The sequence below is a fragment of the Actinobacillus seminis genome, assembly GCF_002263215.1.
GTDB lineage: Bacteria > Pseudomonadota > Gammaproteobacteria > Enterobacterales > Pasteurellaceae > Actinobacillus_B > Actinobacillus_B seminis.
On record NZ_NLFK01000010.1, the window covers coordinates 47526 to 60439 of the forward strand.

A 12914-nucleotide genomic window follows, 5' to 3' on the forward strand; every position below is an offset into this window, starting at 1 on the left:
TAAACAAATTTTGTATCTATAAATTAATGAACCGCTAATCCTGAAGCCAATTCCAACACGCGTTCTTGACTCAATTCTCGGTGCGGAATAATTCCTGCTTGATGCCCCTCATGCATTACCATTACACGATCACTCATTGATAACAATTCCAACATATCAGATGTAATCATAATAATCGTTTTTCCCTGCTTAGAAAGCTCCACCATCAATTTATACAATTCTGCTTTCGCCCCTACATCAATCCCTTTAGTTGGCTCATCTAAAATCAAAATATCCGGTTCAAGCAATAACCAACGAGCAAGTAACACTTTTTGTTGATTTCCGCCGGAGAGATTATTGGTAATCACTTCGACATTAGGTGCTTTAATTTTCAATTTCTCTTTTTGTTCATAAGCGGTTTTTTGTGATTTTGTTACCGAAACTAAAAAATTTTCCAAATAAGGAGACATTTTCGGCATAATCATATTATCCGTAATGCTTAAATTGAGGAATAAACCCGTTAACTTACGATCTTCCGTTACAAACCCTATTTTATGTTTCATTGCATCCAACGGATTTTTAATTTCAACTTTTTCTCCGTGAATATAGATGTCGCCACTATCTGCCGGTTTATACCCAAATAAGCTCTCGACAATTTCAGAGCGACCTGCTCCTACTAATCCGGCAATACCAAAAATTTCCCCTTTCCGTACCGCAAAGCTAACATCTTGATATTTTCCGGCGCGAGTGAAATTTTTAATTTCCAATATAATTTCATCAGATAAATCAAAGCGTTCTCGTTGGAACATTTCTGACATATCACGCCCGACCATCATAGAAATCAATTCTTCTTTCGTCACTTCAGAAGTAGCTTTTGTTCCTACATATTGACCATCACGAATAACCGTGATCTCATCAGAGACTTTAAATACCTCATCTAATTTGTGTGAAATAAAAATGATAGAAATACCACGTTTTTTGACCGTATCAATAATTTTGTAAAGTTGATCCACCTCCGTTTCCGTCAATGCGGTTGTCGGCTCATCCATAATAATAACTTTAGCATCATTGGATACCGCCGTTGCGATTGCAACCAACTGTGCTTTCGCTACAGATACATCAGACATTTTTTGAGTCACATCCATCGGCACCCCTAATTCTCTTAAGATTTCCGAAGTTTTGCGATCCATTTCCTTTTGATTTAAAAAAAACTTTACCGGAAGTAATTTCGCGTCCAAGATAAAAATTATCCGCGATGGTTAAATTTGCCGCCGGAGAGATTTCTTGTGGCACCATGGTCAATCCGCTACGAATTGCATCAATAGGACAACCAGGTTTAAACGGTTTTTCATCTAAAATCAGATCGCCACCACTATCAGGAATATAAATACCATAAAGAATTTTCATTAACGTGGATTTACCTGCGCCATTTTCCCCCATTAGTGCATGAATACTACCGCGTTTTACTTTAAGATTAATTCCGTCCAATGCCTTTACGCCAGGAAATGTTTTTGAAACATTTCGCATTTCCAAAATATAAGGTGACCGATTTAAATCATTCATTGAGAACTCCTTAGTTCATTACCGATTAGTAACAGACTATTTCTTATACTTATTCAGATATTGTTCTTTTTTATCCGGAGTAACTAATTCAAATGGAATCCAATTGTATAAAGGAACTTTCTCCCCCATCACTGCTTTATATGCCATTTCAACACTTGTACTCCCTTGCCCCGATGCCGATTGATAAACTGTTGCATCCAATCCTTTTCCTAAATATTCCAATGCATCAGGCGTAGCATCAATGCCAACAATTAATAAGTCTTCATCTTTCAAGCCAATTTTTCTGGCTGCCAGCAAGGCACCAATGGCCATTTCATCATTATTTGCTAAAACAACATTAATCCCTTTGTATGCTGAAAAGAGGTTTTCAGCGACCTCCATACCTTTAGCGCGCTCCCATTTGGCTTCTTGCTCCGCAATAATTTGGATTTCATTATGCTTAGCTAAAATATTTTTGTTACCTTCAGTACGTTTAATTTGCGCATCCAATCCCAACGGTCCCAGCAAAATAATAGCTTTTGCCGGTTTACCTTTTAATGCATGTTCAATAAAACGACCTTGCATTTCACCACTTATGATTTCTTCCGATCCAACATAACTCGTTAGATATCGCATATCATCTTCGTTAGGGCGAACTGCGACAACAATGAAAGGGATATCGGCTTTTCTGGTTTTTTGCCCCATTGCCTTAATAATTTTAGGATCGGTCGGCATGGCAATTAATGCATCAATATTTGAATCAATAAAATTCTCCGTATCATTGAGCATTTTGGCAGGATCACCACTTGCATCAGCAAAACGTAATTTAATATCCGGATGATCTTTTGCATAATTCCGTATCGCATCTTGCAAATATGTTGGATACTTATCTGCCAAACTATACATTGCTACACCAATATTAATCTCTTTCGCCGGTACACCCCGCGCAAACAGAAAACCGAGTATCAATACAGATATTTTTTTCAACATCGCATCTCCTCCCCATTATCATCAAATTAATTGCTTGAAAACGGGCAATACAATGCATTGCCCTAACCAATCAATAATTATTTTTTATATTTGGCTTGGTATTCTTCTTTTTTATCTGGCGTCACTAATTCAAACGGTACCCAGTTGACTTGCTCGACTTTTTCGCCTTTAGCGATTTTATAAGCGGTTTCCGCACCAGTGTAACCCTGACCTTGAGCAGATTGGAAAACCGTCGCATCCAAGCCTTTACCCAAATACTCTAATGCATCCGGAGTCGCATCAACGCCAACAATGAAAATATCCTCATCTTTCACGCCTAATTTACGTGTTGCAAGTAATGCACCAATCGCCATTTCATCATTGTTACTCACAATAACATTGATATTTTTATTTGCTGCGAGTACGTTTTCTGCAATGGTCAAACCTCTATCACGTTCCCATTTACCCTCTTGCTCAGAAACGACCTTGATATTTGAATGTTGTGCAAAAATTTCTTTTGCCCCTGCGGTACGTTTAGCGACCGCATCCAAACCTAAAACCCCCATCAAAATTAAGGTTTCCGCCGGTTTACCGTCAAGGGCATTGACAAGATAATTTCCTTGAATACGCCCCGCTTCAATTTCATCGGAACCGACATAGCTGGTGACATATTGCATATCCTCATCATTTGGTTTGCGGTTCACAACTATAAGGGGAATGCCTGCTTTTTTTGCTTTACGCCCGATTACTTTAACGATATTCGGATCAGTAGGAACCACTAATAAAGCATCAACTTTTTGATCAATAAACGTTTCTACGTCATTTAATTGACGTGCAGGATCCGCATTGGCATCAGAAAGTTTAATTTCAACGTCATCATGCTGCGCATCAAAATCACGAATGGCATCTTGTAAATAGGTTTGCCATTTATCTGCAAAAGAAACCATCGGGGCTCCAATTACAATATTTTTTGCAGTTACTGCTTGAGACGTTAAAAGTAAACCACCGCATAACGCCGCTAATAGTGCTTTCTTCATAATGCTACTCCTTAAAGGTTGAGTGAATGACTACATCCTGAAATACCACTATATTGCACAACCTGTCTCACTTGTGAATATAAATTTCAAAATAGAACAATTTGAAATAAATTGTCTAAAAGTATGTATATCATTAAGGAAATGGCATAGCAAATAGAAAGTTAAGATTTTGTGAAATAGATCTTGTTTTTAAATAAAAAATTTTTTGATACTTGATTTTTGTTGAAAAAATCAAATTTTATAGGAAGTAACATACGATTTTAGAATAAAAAAGGTAACTTAATGATATTCCTTAATAGTTAAAAACACTAAAGTGCGGTCAATTTTTCGATCATTTTTTCAATCGCATAAAACGAAAAAAGAGCGATTTACTTAACGCTCTTTATCCGTGTTCCATTACATCAACGCAAAAAATTAGGCAATTTCATCCACATTAACCCAACGCTTTTGTTCACAAGATTGCGCAATAGCATCTAACACTCGAGATACTTTAAAACCTTCCTCAAACGCCGGATACATCGTTTGATTATTTGCCAATCCATTGACTAAATCACGAATTTCAACCGTTTTTTGATCATTAAAACCAATACCGTGTCCCGCACTTACACAGAAATTTTTATAATCCGGATGCAACGGACCGGTTAAAATGGTTTTAAACCCTTGTCTCGCCGGATCGTCATCATGAAGATAAAGTTTTAATTCTGCCATCCGCTCTTGCGTATAAGTAATCGTACCTTTGGTTCCCGTAATAACATAACTTAACCCCATCTTACGCCCACACGCAATACGAGACGTTTCAATCGTTCCCATGCAACCATTGACAAAACGAACAAGTGCGGTCGCTTGATCTTCATTTTCTACCGGCAAACGTTCGACTAAATTTTTCGGGTTTGGACGATCCTTAATTACAGTTTCCATATCCCCAATCACTTTTTCAATATCGCTCCCCACTAAATATTGCGACATTTGTACAATATGCGCAGCTAAATCACCTAATGCACCTAAACCCGCTTTTTCTTTCACACAATGCCAATCTAACGGCGTATTTTCATTGGCTAAATAATCTTCATTATGAGTACCATAAAAATGAATCACTTCACCGATTTCACCCCGCGCAATAATTTCACGTGCTAATTGCGTGGTCGGATTTTTAATATAATTAAATCCCACCAAGGTTTTCACACCAGCCTTTTCTGCCGCTTCATACATGATCTTCGCATCCGCCGCACTTAATGCCAATGGTTTCTCTGAATAGACATGCTTACCATTCGCTATCGCGGCGAGCGCAATCTCTTTATGCAAAAAATTTGGCGTACAAATATCCACCACATCTACATTAGGATCGGATACGACCTCTTTCCAATCACCGGTAGAACGATTAAAACCAAATTCTTTTGCTTTTTGTGCAGCTAATTCCGGCGTAATTTCCGCTAGGTATTCCAACACTAATTGTGCCTCCAGCGGAAACACTGTCGGCGCTTGTGCATAAGCAATGGCGTGACAACGTCCGATATACCCCGTACCGATTAATCCTACTCTGACTTTTTTCATTTTGAATTCCTTTTTTTACCCTAAAAAAAGAAGACAGCATCTGCCATCTTCTTATCCTTACTCAACCTAATCGAAATAAACACCTACATCATTATAATGTCGGCATCGCAAATGAAGCGGAAGTCGCGTGCGGATCAAATTCCGGCCAACGTGTTGTCACGGTTTTCATTTTAGTGTAGAAACGCACGCCATCCGGACCATAAATATTCAACGCGCCATAAACAGACGCTTTCCAACCACCGAAACAATGGAACGCCATCGGTACCGGAATTGGTACATTTACCCCCACCATACCGGCTTGAACTTGATATGCGAATTCGCGTGCTGCGGCGCCATTATTCGTAAAGATCGCAGAGCCGTTACCAAAACGATGCTCATTAATTAACTTCATCGCTTCTTCAAAATTTTTCGCCCTAACAATTCCTAATACCGGACCAAAAATTTCTTCTTTATAAATCGTCATATCCGGTGTAACGTGGTCAAATAAGCAAGGGCCAATGAAATAACCACCTTCATAACCTACCGGTTTTTGACCGCGACCATCCACTAATAAGGTTGCCCCTTCTTCAACACCTTTATTCACATAACCGGTCACATTATTTAAATGACGCTCGCTAATTAACGGTCCGAAATCCATTTCTTTTTCGCCATCTTTCGGCATTCCATCACCATAACGCAAAGCTTTCACTCGAGGAACCAACGCTTCCACTAATTTATCCGCGGTTGCATCATCAATAGTTACCGCAATCGGAAGCGCCATACAACGCTCGCCGGCAGCCCCAAAAGCCGCCCCCAATAACGCATTTACTGTCGTATTAATATCCGCATCCGGCATCACTAAACCATGGTTTTTCGCCGCACCCAATGCTTGAACACGCTTACCGTATTCAGAACCTAATTTATACACGGAACTTGCAGCCACACTCGATCCCACAAAGCTCACTGCTTTAATGCGAGGATCACGAATTAACGCTTCATTATCTTCACGATCACCATGCACCACGTTAAATACGCCATCAGGTAATCCGGCTTCCGTTAACAATTCCGCTAAACGCACACCGACTGACGGATCAAGTTTAGACGGTTTTAAAATAAAGGTATTACCGCAAGCTAACGCAATCGGGAACATCCACATCGGTACCATCGCCGGAAAGTTAAATGGCGTAATCCCCAAACAAACCCCTAACGGTTGCATAGTCGAATGAATATCAATACCACGACCGGCTTGTTCAGAAAATTCACCTTTTAACAAATGTGGAATACCGCAAGCAAATTCTACCACCTCCAAACCGCGCGTTAATTCACCTTGCGCATCAGAAAAGGTTTTACCATGCTCCTGAGTAATCAACGCCGCTAATTCATCCCAATCGCGTTGCAATAATTCTTTAAACTTAAATAAAATACGAGCGCGACGTAACGGAGAAGTCGAAGCCCAAGCCGGAAATGCGTTTTGCGCTGCTTCTGCCGCTTGCAAAGCCTCATCCACCGTACTCATACGAACTTGACGAATTTGTTCTCCCGTTGCCGGATTGAAGACAGGCCAAATATTTTCCCCTTTACTTTCAACTTTTTTACCATTGATAAAATTTAAAACGGTTTCCATTTTTTGCTCCTTCTTAATTTAAGTGGAATAACAAGCGATAAGCTATCTGTACGCTTAGATTAGAACAATGAAATAAATTTTTCAATCCATTTACCCAAACAATGAAACAATTATTCCATTTTTGTGATCTAAGTTGGATTTTAGCAAATTTTTAATGGCTAAAATTTACCAGTGCGGTATGATTTCAATACTAATTCAATGTTGCCTTGAAACTATCAATACTGGAGGTTAATGTGAGCTATTTATTATCAAAATCAAACAAAAGTCACCCGAAATCCAATGGTGAAGTCCAAAAAATTACTCCACAAAGTGCCAACTGGGAATATGTTGGCTTTGAAATGTACCATTTACAAGCGGGACAAGAGCTGAAATTTAACACTGAAGATACGGAGGTTTGTTTTGTTTTAGTTGCCGGTAAAGCCAATATTTCAACCGCAAATCAAACATTTGAGCATATCGGAAACCGCGCTACCCCATTTGAACGAATTCCGCCTTATTCCGTTTACGTCCCACATGATCACGATGTCAATATCAAAGCGGACACTTACCTTGAATTAGCGGTATGTCGTGCGCCAAGCCCACAAGGCACCTTACCGGTACGCCTAATTACGCCGGAAGAAGTTGGAGTAGAAAAGCGAGGTTACGGTAATAACAAACGTTTGGTACATAATATTTTACCGGAAACGAAAAGTGCCGATGCGCTATTAGTCGTGGAAGTGTTCACAGATGAAGGATGTACCAGCTCCTTCCCAAGCCATAAACATGACCAAAAAAATAGCGAACATGAAACCTATTTGGAAGAAACCTACTATCACCGTTTCGAGCCGGCTCAAGGCTTTTGTTTACAACGGGTTTATACCGATGATCGCTCTTTGGATGAATGTATGGCGGTTTATGATGGTGATGTCGTACAAGTACCAAAAGGCTATCATCCGGTGGCGACCATTGCCGGTTACAACAACTATTACCTCAATGTGATGGCAGGTCCTGTACGTAAATGGCGATTCACTTGGGAAAAAGATCATCAATGGATCAACACCCAAGAATACGCAGATAAATTTAAATAAACCTCAAAAACCTCATCTTACTTGATGGGGTTTTACTTTTAAATCCGAGGGATGTTAATCTTCTAACGAATAAGGCAATGGAACCGATTGCAAAGTTTCGCCGCTTGGCAATCGGAAGGCATTGGCGTCAGATTGATTATTCATCACAACTTGTAGCCACAAAACACCGTCTAAATTGACCGCACTTAATATGCTGCCGGTTTTGCGCCATCCGTTTTCCAGCTGCATTTCTATTTCGCTCAAAATATCCACCGCACTTTCTGTTTGCGCGCAAAACGTAAACATTGCGCGTTTATTCGCGCCGCGATATTTGGCGCGCGCGACGGTTTCCTGCCCGATATAACAACCTTTACGAAAAGAGATAGCGTGTTCTATCGATTGTAAATTCAACGCTTGCGGCAAAAATTCAAATTGCGCCGGTGCACTTAAAATCGGGTAACCTTGTTGAATTTCCCAACGATCCCACGCTTTTTCCACCTGCGTCGCTTGCCATTCACCTCGCGGATTAATCAGCAGATGTGCGTTCGGCATGAGAGATAAAACATATTGTGCCTCAATTGTGGGTAATTTGCCCAAAATCCCTAAAATTGCCGCCTCCGGCTGACGAAATTCCACTTTAGAAAAGACCGCATATTTTTTTAACTGATCTAACGCACTCGGTAATAAGGCTTTGCGGATAATCAAACCAAAATGTTGCTCCCCCATACACAGCAAGCGAAAAATTGAACTCATCTTGCCTTTCGGGTCGCAATGCGCGGCTAAAGTTGATGCACCAAGCGATAAAGCGCTCACATCACAAGTCAGCTGCCCCTGCAAAAATTTTTCGGCATCCACACCGCTTAATTCAATCAATTGATATTGCTGAAGTGGGATAATTTCACTCATCATCATTCCTTATTCCAAATTCTGAATTTGCTCGCGCATTTGTTCAATCAACACTTTCAGTTCAACCGCCGCCGCAGTCACCTCTGCATCAATAGATTTTGATGCCAAGGTATTGCTTTCGCGATTAAGCTCTTGCATCATAAAATCCAATTTGCGTCCAACGGCGCCGCCTTTTTGCAAAATATTACGCGTTTCTTTCACGTGCATTTGCAAACGATCCAATTCTTCCGCCACATCCACGCGCTGCGCCAGCAAGATCATTTCTTGTTCTAAACGTTGCGGATCTGCTTGCAATTGAATTTCGGCAAACCGTTGCAATAAACGATCTCGTTGCCATTGCAAAATCGTCGGCATTTTTGACCGCACTTTTTGCGCTTCTTGCATCACGGAAGCCAATCGTTGCTCCAACACCTCCAACAATTTTTCCCCTTCACGCGCGCGCATTGCAATAAAATCTTGCAATAACATATCAAAAGCACTCAGTAAATCTCGGCTGATCATATCCAAATCCTGCTCCGGTGTTTCCACCACGCCGGGATAGCGCAATACATCGGTTAAATTAATTTCACCGCCACCTGCCTGTTGTTGTAACCATTGTAACGATTGGATAACTTGCTGTGCGAGTTCTTGATTTAATTGCAAATTTTGTGCATTTTGTTTTCTTTGATCAATACGCAAGCTACATTCAATTTTACCACGCGTTAAACCTTGGCGCAGTTTTTCCCGCAACGGATTTTCCAAGGCACGAAATTGTTCCGGCAGTCGAAAAAAGGTTTCCAAATAACGCTGGTTCACCGAACGAATTTCCCATACCGCATCGCCCCATTCTTTTTTAATTTCAAGGCGTGCGAACGCTGTCATGCTGTAAATCATATTTTTCCTCTCTATTTGATATCAATTTACCGTAGCTATTGTACCAGTTTTGCTAACAAAAAATGCAGATTTTGTCGCAGTCTATTTGCGTGCTAAAATAACCGCACTTTTAATTTTAAACAAAGGAACAGGCGATGCGTCCAAACGAACGAGCAAATCATCAACCAAGAACCATTAAATTTACCCGCCATTACACCAAACATGCCGAAGGCTCGGTGTTAGTGGAGTTTGGCGATACCAAAGTATTGTGTACCGCCAGTGTTGAAGAAAGTGTCCCGCGCTTTCTTAAAGGTCAAGGACAAGGTTGGGTGACTGCTGAATACGGGATGTTACCACGTTCGACCCATAGTCGGATGCAACGCGAAGCGGCAAAAGGCAAACAAGGCGGGCGTACTATGGAAATTCAGCGTTTAATTGCCCGTTCGTTGCGTGCCATGATCGATTTGGAGGCGCTGGGCGAACGCAGTATTACTTTGGATTGTGATGTTATCCAAGCAGATGGCGGTACGCGCACCGCTTCAATCAGCGGCGCTTGCGTCGCGTTAATTGATGCTATTAATGGCTTGATCGCAAACGGTACCTTAAAAACCAATCCATTAAAAGGCTTAGTGGCAGCGATTTCGGTTGGCATTGTCAATGGCGAAGCGATATGCGATTTGGAATATGTGGAAGATAGCGCCGCGGAAACCGATATGAATGTGGTGATGATGGAAGATGGGCGCATGATTGAAGTGCAAGGCACGGCGGAGGGCGAACCCTTTAGTCATGAAGAATTGTTGAATTTATTAAGTTTGGCAAAACAAGGATGCGAACACATTTTTGTTGCACAACGTCAAGCCTTAGCGGATAAGTAAGGAAAATCATGCTAGCCTATAAAAAACAATTTATCAAATTCGCCTTAAGTCGCCATGTATTGCGTTTTGGTGAATTCACCTTAAAATCCGGTCGCGTCAGCCCGTATTTTTTTAATGCCGGCTTATTTAATACCGGCGCGGATTTAGCCCGTTTAGGGGAGTTTTACGCTTCAGCGATTGAAGATAGCCAATTGAATTATGACATAATTTTCGGACCGGCATATAAAGGCATTCCGATCGGTACGACGGTGGCGGTGGCGTTGTTTAATCGTTATCAACGTGATATTCCGGTGTGTTTTAACCGTAAAGAAGCCAAGGATCACGGTGAGGGCGGTAATTTGATCGGATGTCCGTTGCAAGGCAACGTCTTGCTGGTTGATGATGTGATCACCGCCGGTACCGCCATTCGCGAAGCCATGGATTTAATCGCCGCCAATCAGGCAAAATTAAGTGCGGTAGTCATTGCACTAAACCGCAAAGAACGCGGCAAAGGGGAACTCTCGGCAATTCAAGAAGTCGAAAGAGATTATCAGTGTCAGGTTTTATCCATTATTGATTTAGACGATTTGATGCATTTTATTGAACAAGATGAACAATATCGTCAATATTTACCGGCAATGCGCGATTATCGCGAAAAATACGGTGTAAAATAACAAAAAGTGAGGTAGAAATCTTGATAGTTTGTGCATTGCCCAAATTTATGCAAAATCGACCGCACTTTTATTATGTTTGGAGAACGCAATGAATTTTATCGGAAAATTGCTTGGACTTTTTATCGGCTATAAGGCAGGCGGCTTTTTTGGTGCTGTTATCGGGATGTTTTTAGGGCATTTAGCGGATAAAAAACTCTACGAACTTGGCAGCGTCAATTCCAGCTTTTTTAAAAGCAAAATTACCCGTCAATCCTTGTTTATGCAGACGACCTTTGCGGTATTGGGCAATTTGAGTAAAGCCAAAGGGCGCGTGACCGAAAGCGATATCGCCCTTGCTACTAATTTAATGCAACAAATGCAATTGGACGATGCCAACCGTCGATTGGCGCAAGACGCTTTTACCCGTGGCAAACAAGCGGATTTTCCTATTCGTCAAGTGATCCGTGAATTCCGTTTAGGTTGTGGACAACGTGCTGATTTGTTACGGATGTTTTTACATATTCAAATTCAAGCCGCATTCGCCGATACACATTTACACGAAAACGAAAAAGACGTGTTATATGTGATAGCAGAAGAACTCGGCTTATCCCGTTTTCAGTTGGAACAAATTTTGGCGATGGAATTTGCCTCTCGCCAATTTTCGCAACATGCGCAACAACAAGGCAGCTCTTCTCAACAAGGCGGTTATTCGCAAGGAAATTATCAATATCGTCAACATCAATCACAAGGCTATCAATCCTCCGGTCCGACAGTGGATGATGCGTATAAAGTGCTGGGCGTCTCTGCCGGCGACGATCGCGATACAGTGAAACGAGCCTATCGTCGTTTAATGAATGAAAATCATCCGGATAAATTGGTTGCTAAAGGATTGCCGAAAGAAATGTTGGAAATGGCAAAAGAAAAAACGCAGCAAATTCAAGCGGCTTACGACTTAATTTGTAAAGCTAAAGGGTGGAAATAGACTTTCATGCGTGTGATATTAGCGCCAATGCAAGGGGTATTAGATCCCTTTGTGCGCCAATTATTAACGGAAATTAATGACTACGATCTGTGCGTGTCGGAATTTGTGCGTGTGGTAAATCAACTGCTGCCGGCAAAAACCTTTTATCGTCTTTGTCCCGAATTGCTCACTGATGGAAAAACCCTTGCCGGTACGCCGGTAAGGGTGCAATTATTGGGGCAACATCCGCAATGGCTGGCGGAAAATGCGCAACGCGCGGTCTCACTCGGCTCGCCCGGTATCGATTTAAATTGCGGCTGTCCGTCTAAAACCGTCAATGGTAGCCATGGTGGCGCGTCGTTATTAAAACAGCCCGAATTAATTTATCAAGCAACAAAAGCCTTGCGCCAAGCAGTGCCAGTGTCTTTGCCGGTCAGCGTGAAAGTGCGTTTGGGCTGGGATAGCGATCAATTTGCTTGGGAAATTGCGGATGCGGTTCAACAAGGTGGCGCAGATGAAATCGCAATTCACGGACGTACCAAAATCGACGGTTATCGCGCGGATCGGATCAATTGGGCGAAAATCGGTGAATTGCGACAAAAATTAACCATTCCTGTGATTGCTAACGGGGAAATTTTTCATTGGCAAGATGGGCAAAATTGTCTGGCAGTGACTGGCTGCCGAGATTTGATGGTGGGGCGTGGCGCGCTAAATATTCCAAATTTAAGCCTTGTGCTAAAACACAATCAAGCGCCGCTTGATTGGGCAGAAATTGTGCCGATTTTGCAAAAATATGCACGGGTAGAAAATCTTTTAGACAGCGGTTTCTATCATGTGGCGCGCATTAAACAATGGTTACAATATTTAAAGAAAAATTACCTTGAAGCGACCGCCCTTTTTGAGCAGATTAAAACCTGCCAAAGTGCGGTCGAATTGCGCGAGAAATTGAACGATTCTTAAA

General features: G+C 41.5%; 11 protein-coding genes and 1 pseudogene. 5 read left to right on the plus strand and 7 right to left on the minus strand.

The genetic code is table 11. The features are described from left to right. Positions 1-23 precede the first annotated feature (23 nt). The 5 genes and pseudogenes from CFY87_RS09710 to CFY87_RS09730 all read right to left on the minus strand — a co-directional run bounded on the left by CFY87_RS09710 (position 24) and on the right by CFY87_RS09730 (position 6681). Positions 24-1542, minus strand: a pseudogene (locus CFY87_RS09710) (sugar ABC transporter ATP-binding protein). Between the two features lie 36 nt (positions 1543-1578). Beyond that, entirely contained in the window at positions 1579-2511 is a 933-nt protein-coding gene (locus CFY87_RS09715) for a substrate-binding domain-containing protein (RefSeq protein ID WP_094947127.1), read from the minus strand. A 77-nt stretch (positions 2512-2588) separates the two neighbouring features. After that, the gene (locus CFY87_RS09720) at positions 2589-3527 is read right to left on the minus strand and encodes a substrate-binding domain-containing protein (protein WP_094947130.1); all 939 of its coding nucleotides are present in this window, start codon (positions 3525-3527) and stop codon (positions 2589-2591) included. 414 nt (positions 3528-3941) lie between these two features. Next, complete coding sequence (locus CFY87_RS09725) at positions 3942-5078, minus strand: Gfo/Idh/MocA family protein (RefSeq protein ID WP_094947133.1); 1137 nt, start codon at positions 5076-5078, stop codon at positions 3942-3944. Between the two features lie 91 nt (positions 5079-5169). Beyond that, a complete protein-coding gene (locus CFY87_RS09730) occupies positions 5170-6681 on the minus strand; it encodes a CoA-acylating methylmalonate-semialdehyde dehydrogenase (RefSeq protein WP_094947136.1) in 1512 nt (503 codons plus the stop codon). A gap of 233 nt (positions 6682-6914) precedes the next feature. Between CFY87_RS09730 and iolB the strand changes: the two genes are divergently transcribed. Further along, the gene (gene iolB / locus CFY87_RS09735) at positions 6915-7748 is read left to right on the plus strand and encodes a 5-deoxy-glucuronate isomerase (RefSeq protein ID WP_094947139.1); all 834 of its coding nucleotides are present in this window, start codon (positions 6915-6917) and stop codon (positions 7746-7748) included. Positions 7749-7802: 54 nt separating this feature from the next. On the opposite strand, the gene ygfZ is transcribed toward iolB, so the two are convergent. Both ygfZ and CFY87_RS09745 read right to left on the minus strand, forming a co-directional pair. Continuing rightward, positions 7803-8633 (minus strand): CAF17-like 4Fe-4S cluster assembly/insertion protein YgfZ, encoded by an 831-nt coding sequence (gene ygfZ, locus CFY87_RS09740; RefSeq protein ID WP_094947142.1) that lies wholly within the window; start codon positions 8631-8633, stop codon positions 7803-7805. A 9-nt stretch (positions 8634-8642) separates the two neighbouring features. Then, on the minus strand, positions 8643-9506 hold the full coding sequence (locus CFY87_RS09745; RefSeq protein WP_094947145.1) for a YicC/YloC family endoribonuclease: 864 nt from the start codon (positions 9504-9506) through the stop codon (positions 8643-8645). 134 nt (positions 9507-9640) lie between these two features. Between CFY87_RS09745 and rph the strand changes: the two genes are divergently transcribed. From rph to dusC, 4 genes are all read left to right on the plus strand, one after another. Continuing rightward, positions 9641-10360: a ribonuclease PH gene (gene rph, locus CFY87_RS09750; protein WP_094947148.1), complete on the plus strand. Its 720-nt coding sequence runs from the start codon at positions 9641-9643 to the stop codon at positions 10358-10360. An 8-nt stretch (positions 10361-10368) separates the two neighbouring features. Then, entirely contained in the window at positions 10369-11013 is a 645-nt protein-coding gene (pyrE, locus tag CFY87_RS09755; protein WP_094947151.1) for an orotate phosphoribosyltransferase, read from the plus strand. A gap of 88 nt (positions 11014-11101) precedes the next feature. Then, on the plus strand, positions 11102-11974 hold the full coding sequence (gene djlA, locus CFY87_RS09760; RefSeq protein ID WP_094947154.1) for a co-chaperone DjlA: 873 nt from the start codon (positions 11102-11104) through the stop codon (positions 11972-11974). 6 nt (positions 11975-11980) lie between these two features. Continuing rightward, positions 11981-12913: a tRNA dihydrouridine(16) synthase DusC gene (gene dusC / locus CFY87_RS09765; protein WP_094947157.1), complete on the plus strand. Its 933-nt coding sequence runs from the start codon at positions 11981-11983 to the stop codon at positions 12911-12913. The last annotated feature ends 1 nt before the right edge of the window (position 12914 follow it).

Bases quoted from the DNA above. Each gene is read 5' to 3' on its own strand.
- CFY87_RS09715 (WP_094947127.1), bottom strand. From the start codon at position 2,511: ATGTTGAAAAAAATATCTGTATTGATACTCGGTTTTCTGTTTGCGCGG.
- rph (WP_094947148.1), top strand. From the start codon at position 9,641: ATGCGTCCAAACGAACGAGCAAATCATCAACCAAGAACCATTAAATTT.
- CFY87_RS09720 (WP_094947130.1), bottom strand. From the start codon at position 3,527: ATGAAGAAAGCACTATTAGCGGCGTTATGCGGTGGTTTACTTTTAACG.
- CFY87_RS09730 (WP_094947136.1), bottom strand. From the start codon at position 6,681: ATGGAAACCGTTTTAAATTTTATCAATGGTAAAAAAGTTGAAAGTAAA.
- ygfZ (WP_094947142.1), bottom strand. From the start codon at position 8,633: ATGAGTGAAATTATCCCACTTCAGCAATATCAATTGATTGAATTAAGC.
- dusC (WP_094947157.1), top strand. From the start codon at position 11,981: ATGCGTGTGATATTAGCGCCAATGCAAGGGGTATTAGATCCCTTTGTG.
- pyrE (WP_094947151.1), top strand. From the start codon at position 10,369: ATGCTAGCCTATAAAAAACAATTTATCAAATTCGCCTTAAGTCGCCAT.
- CFY87_RS09725 (WP_094947133.1), bottom strand. From the start codon at position 5,078: ATGAAAAAAGTCAGAGTAGGATTAATCGGTACGGGGTATATCGGACGT.
- djlA (WP_094947154.1), top strand. From the start codon at position 11,102: ATGAATTTTATCGGAAAATTGCTTGGACTTTTTATCGGCTATAAGGCA.
- CFY87_RS09745 (WP_094947145.1), bottom strand. From the start codon at position 9,506: ATGATTTACAGCATGACAGCGTTCGCACGCCTTGAAATTAAAAAAGAA.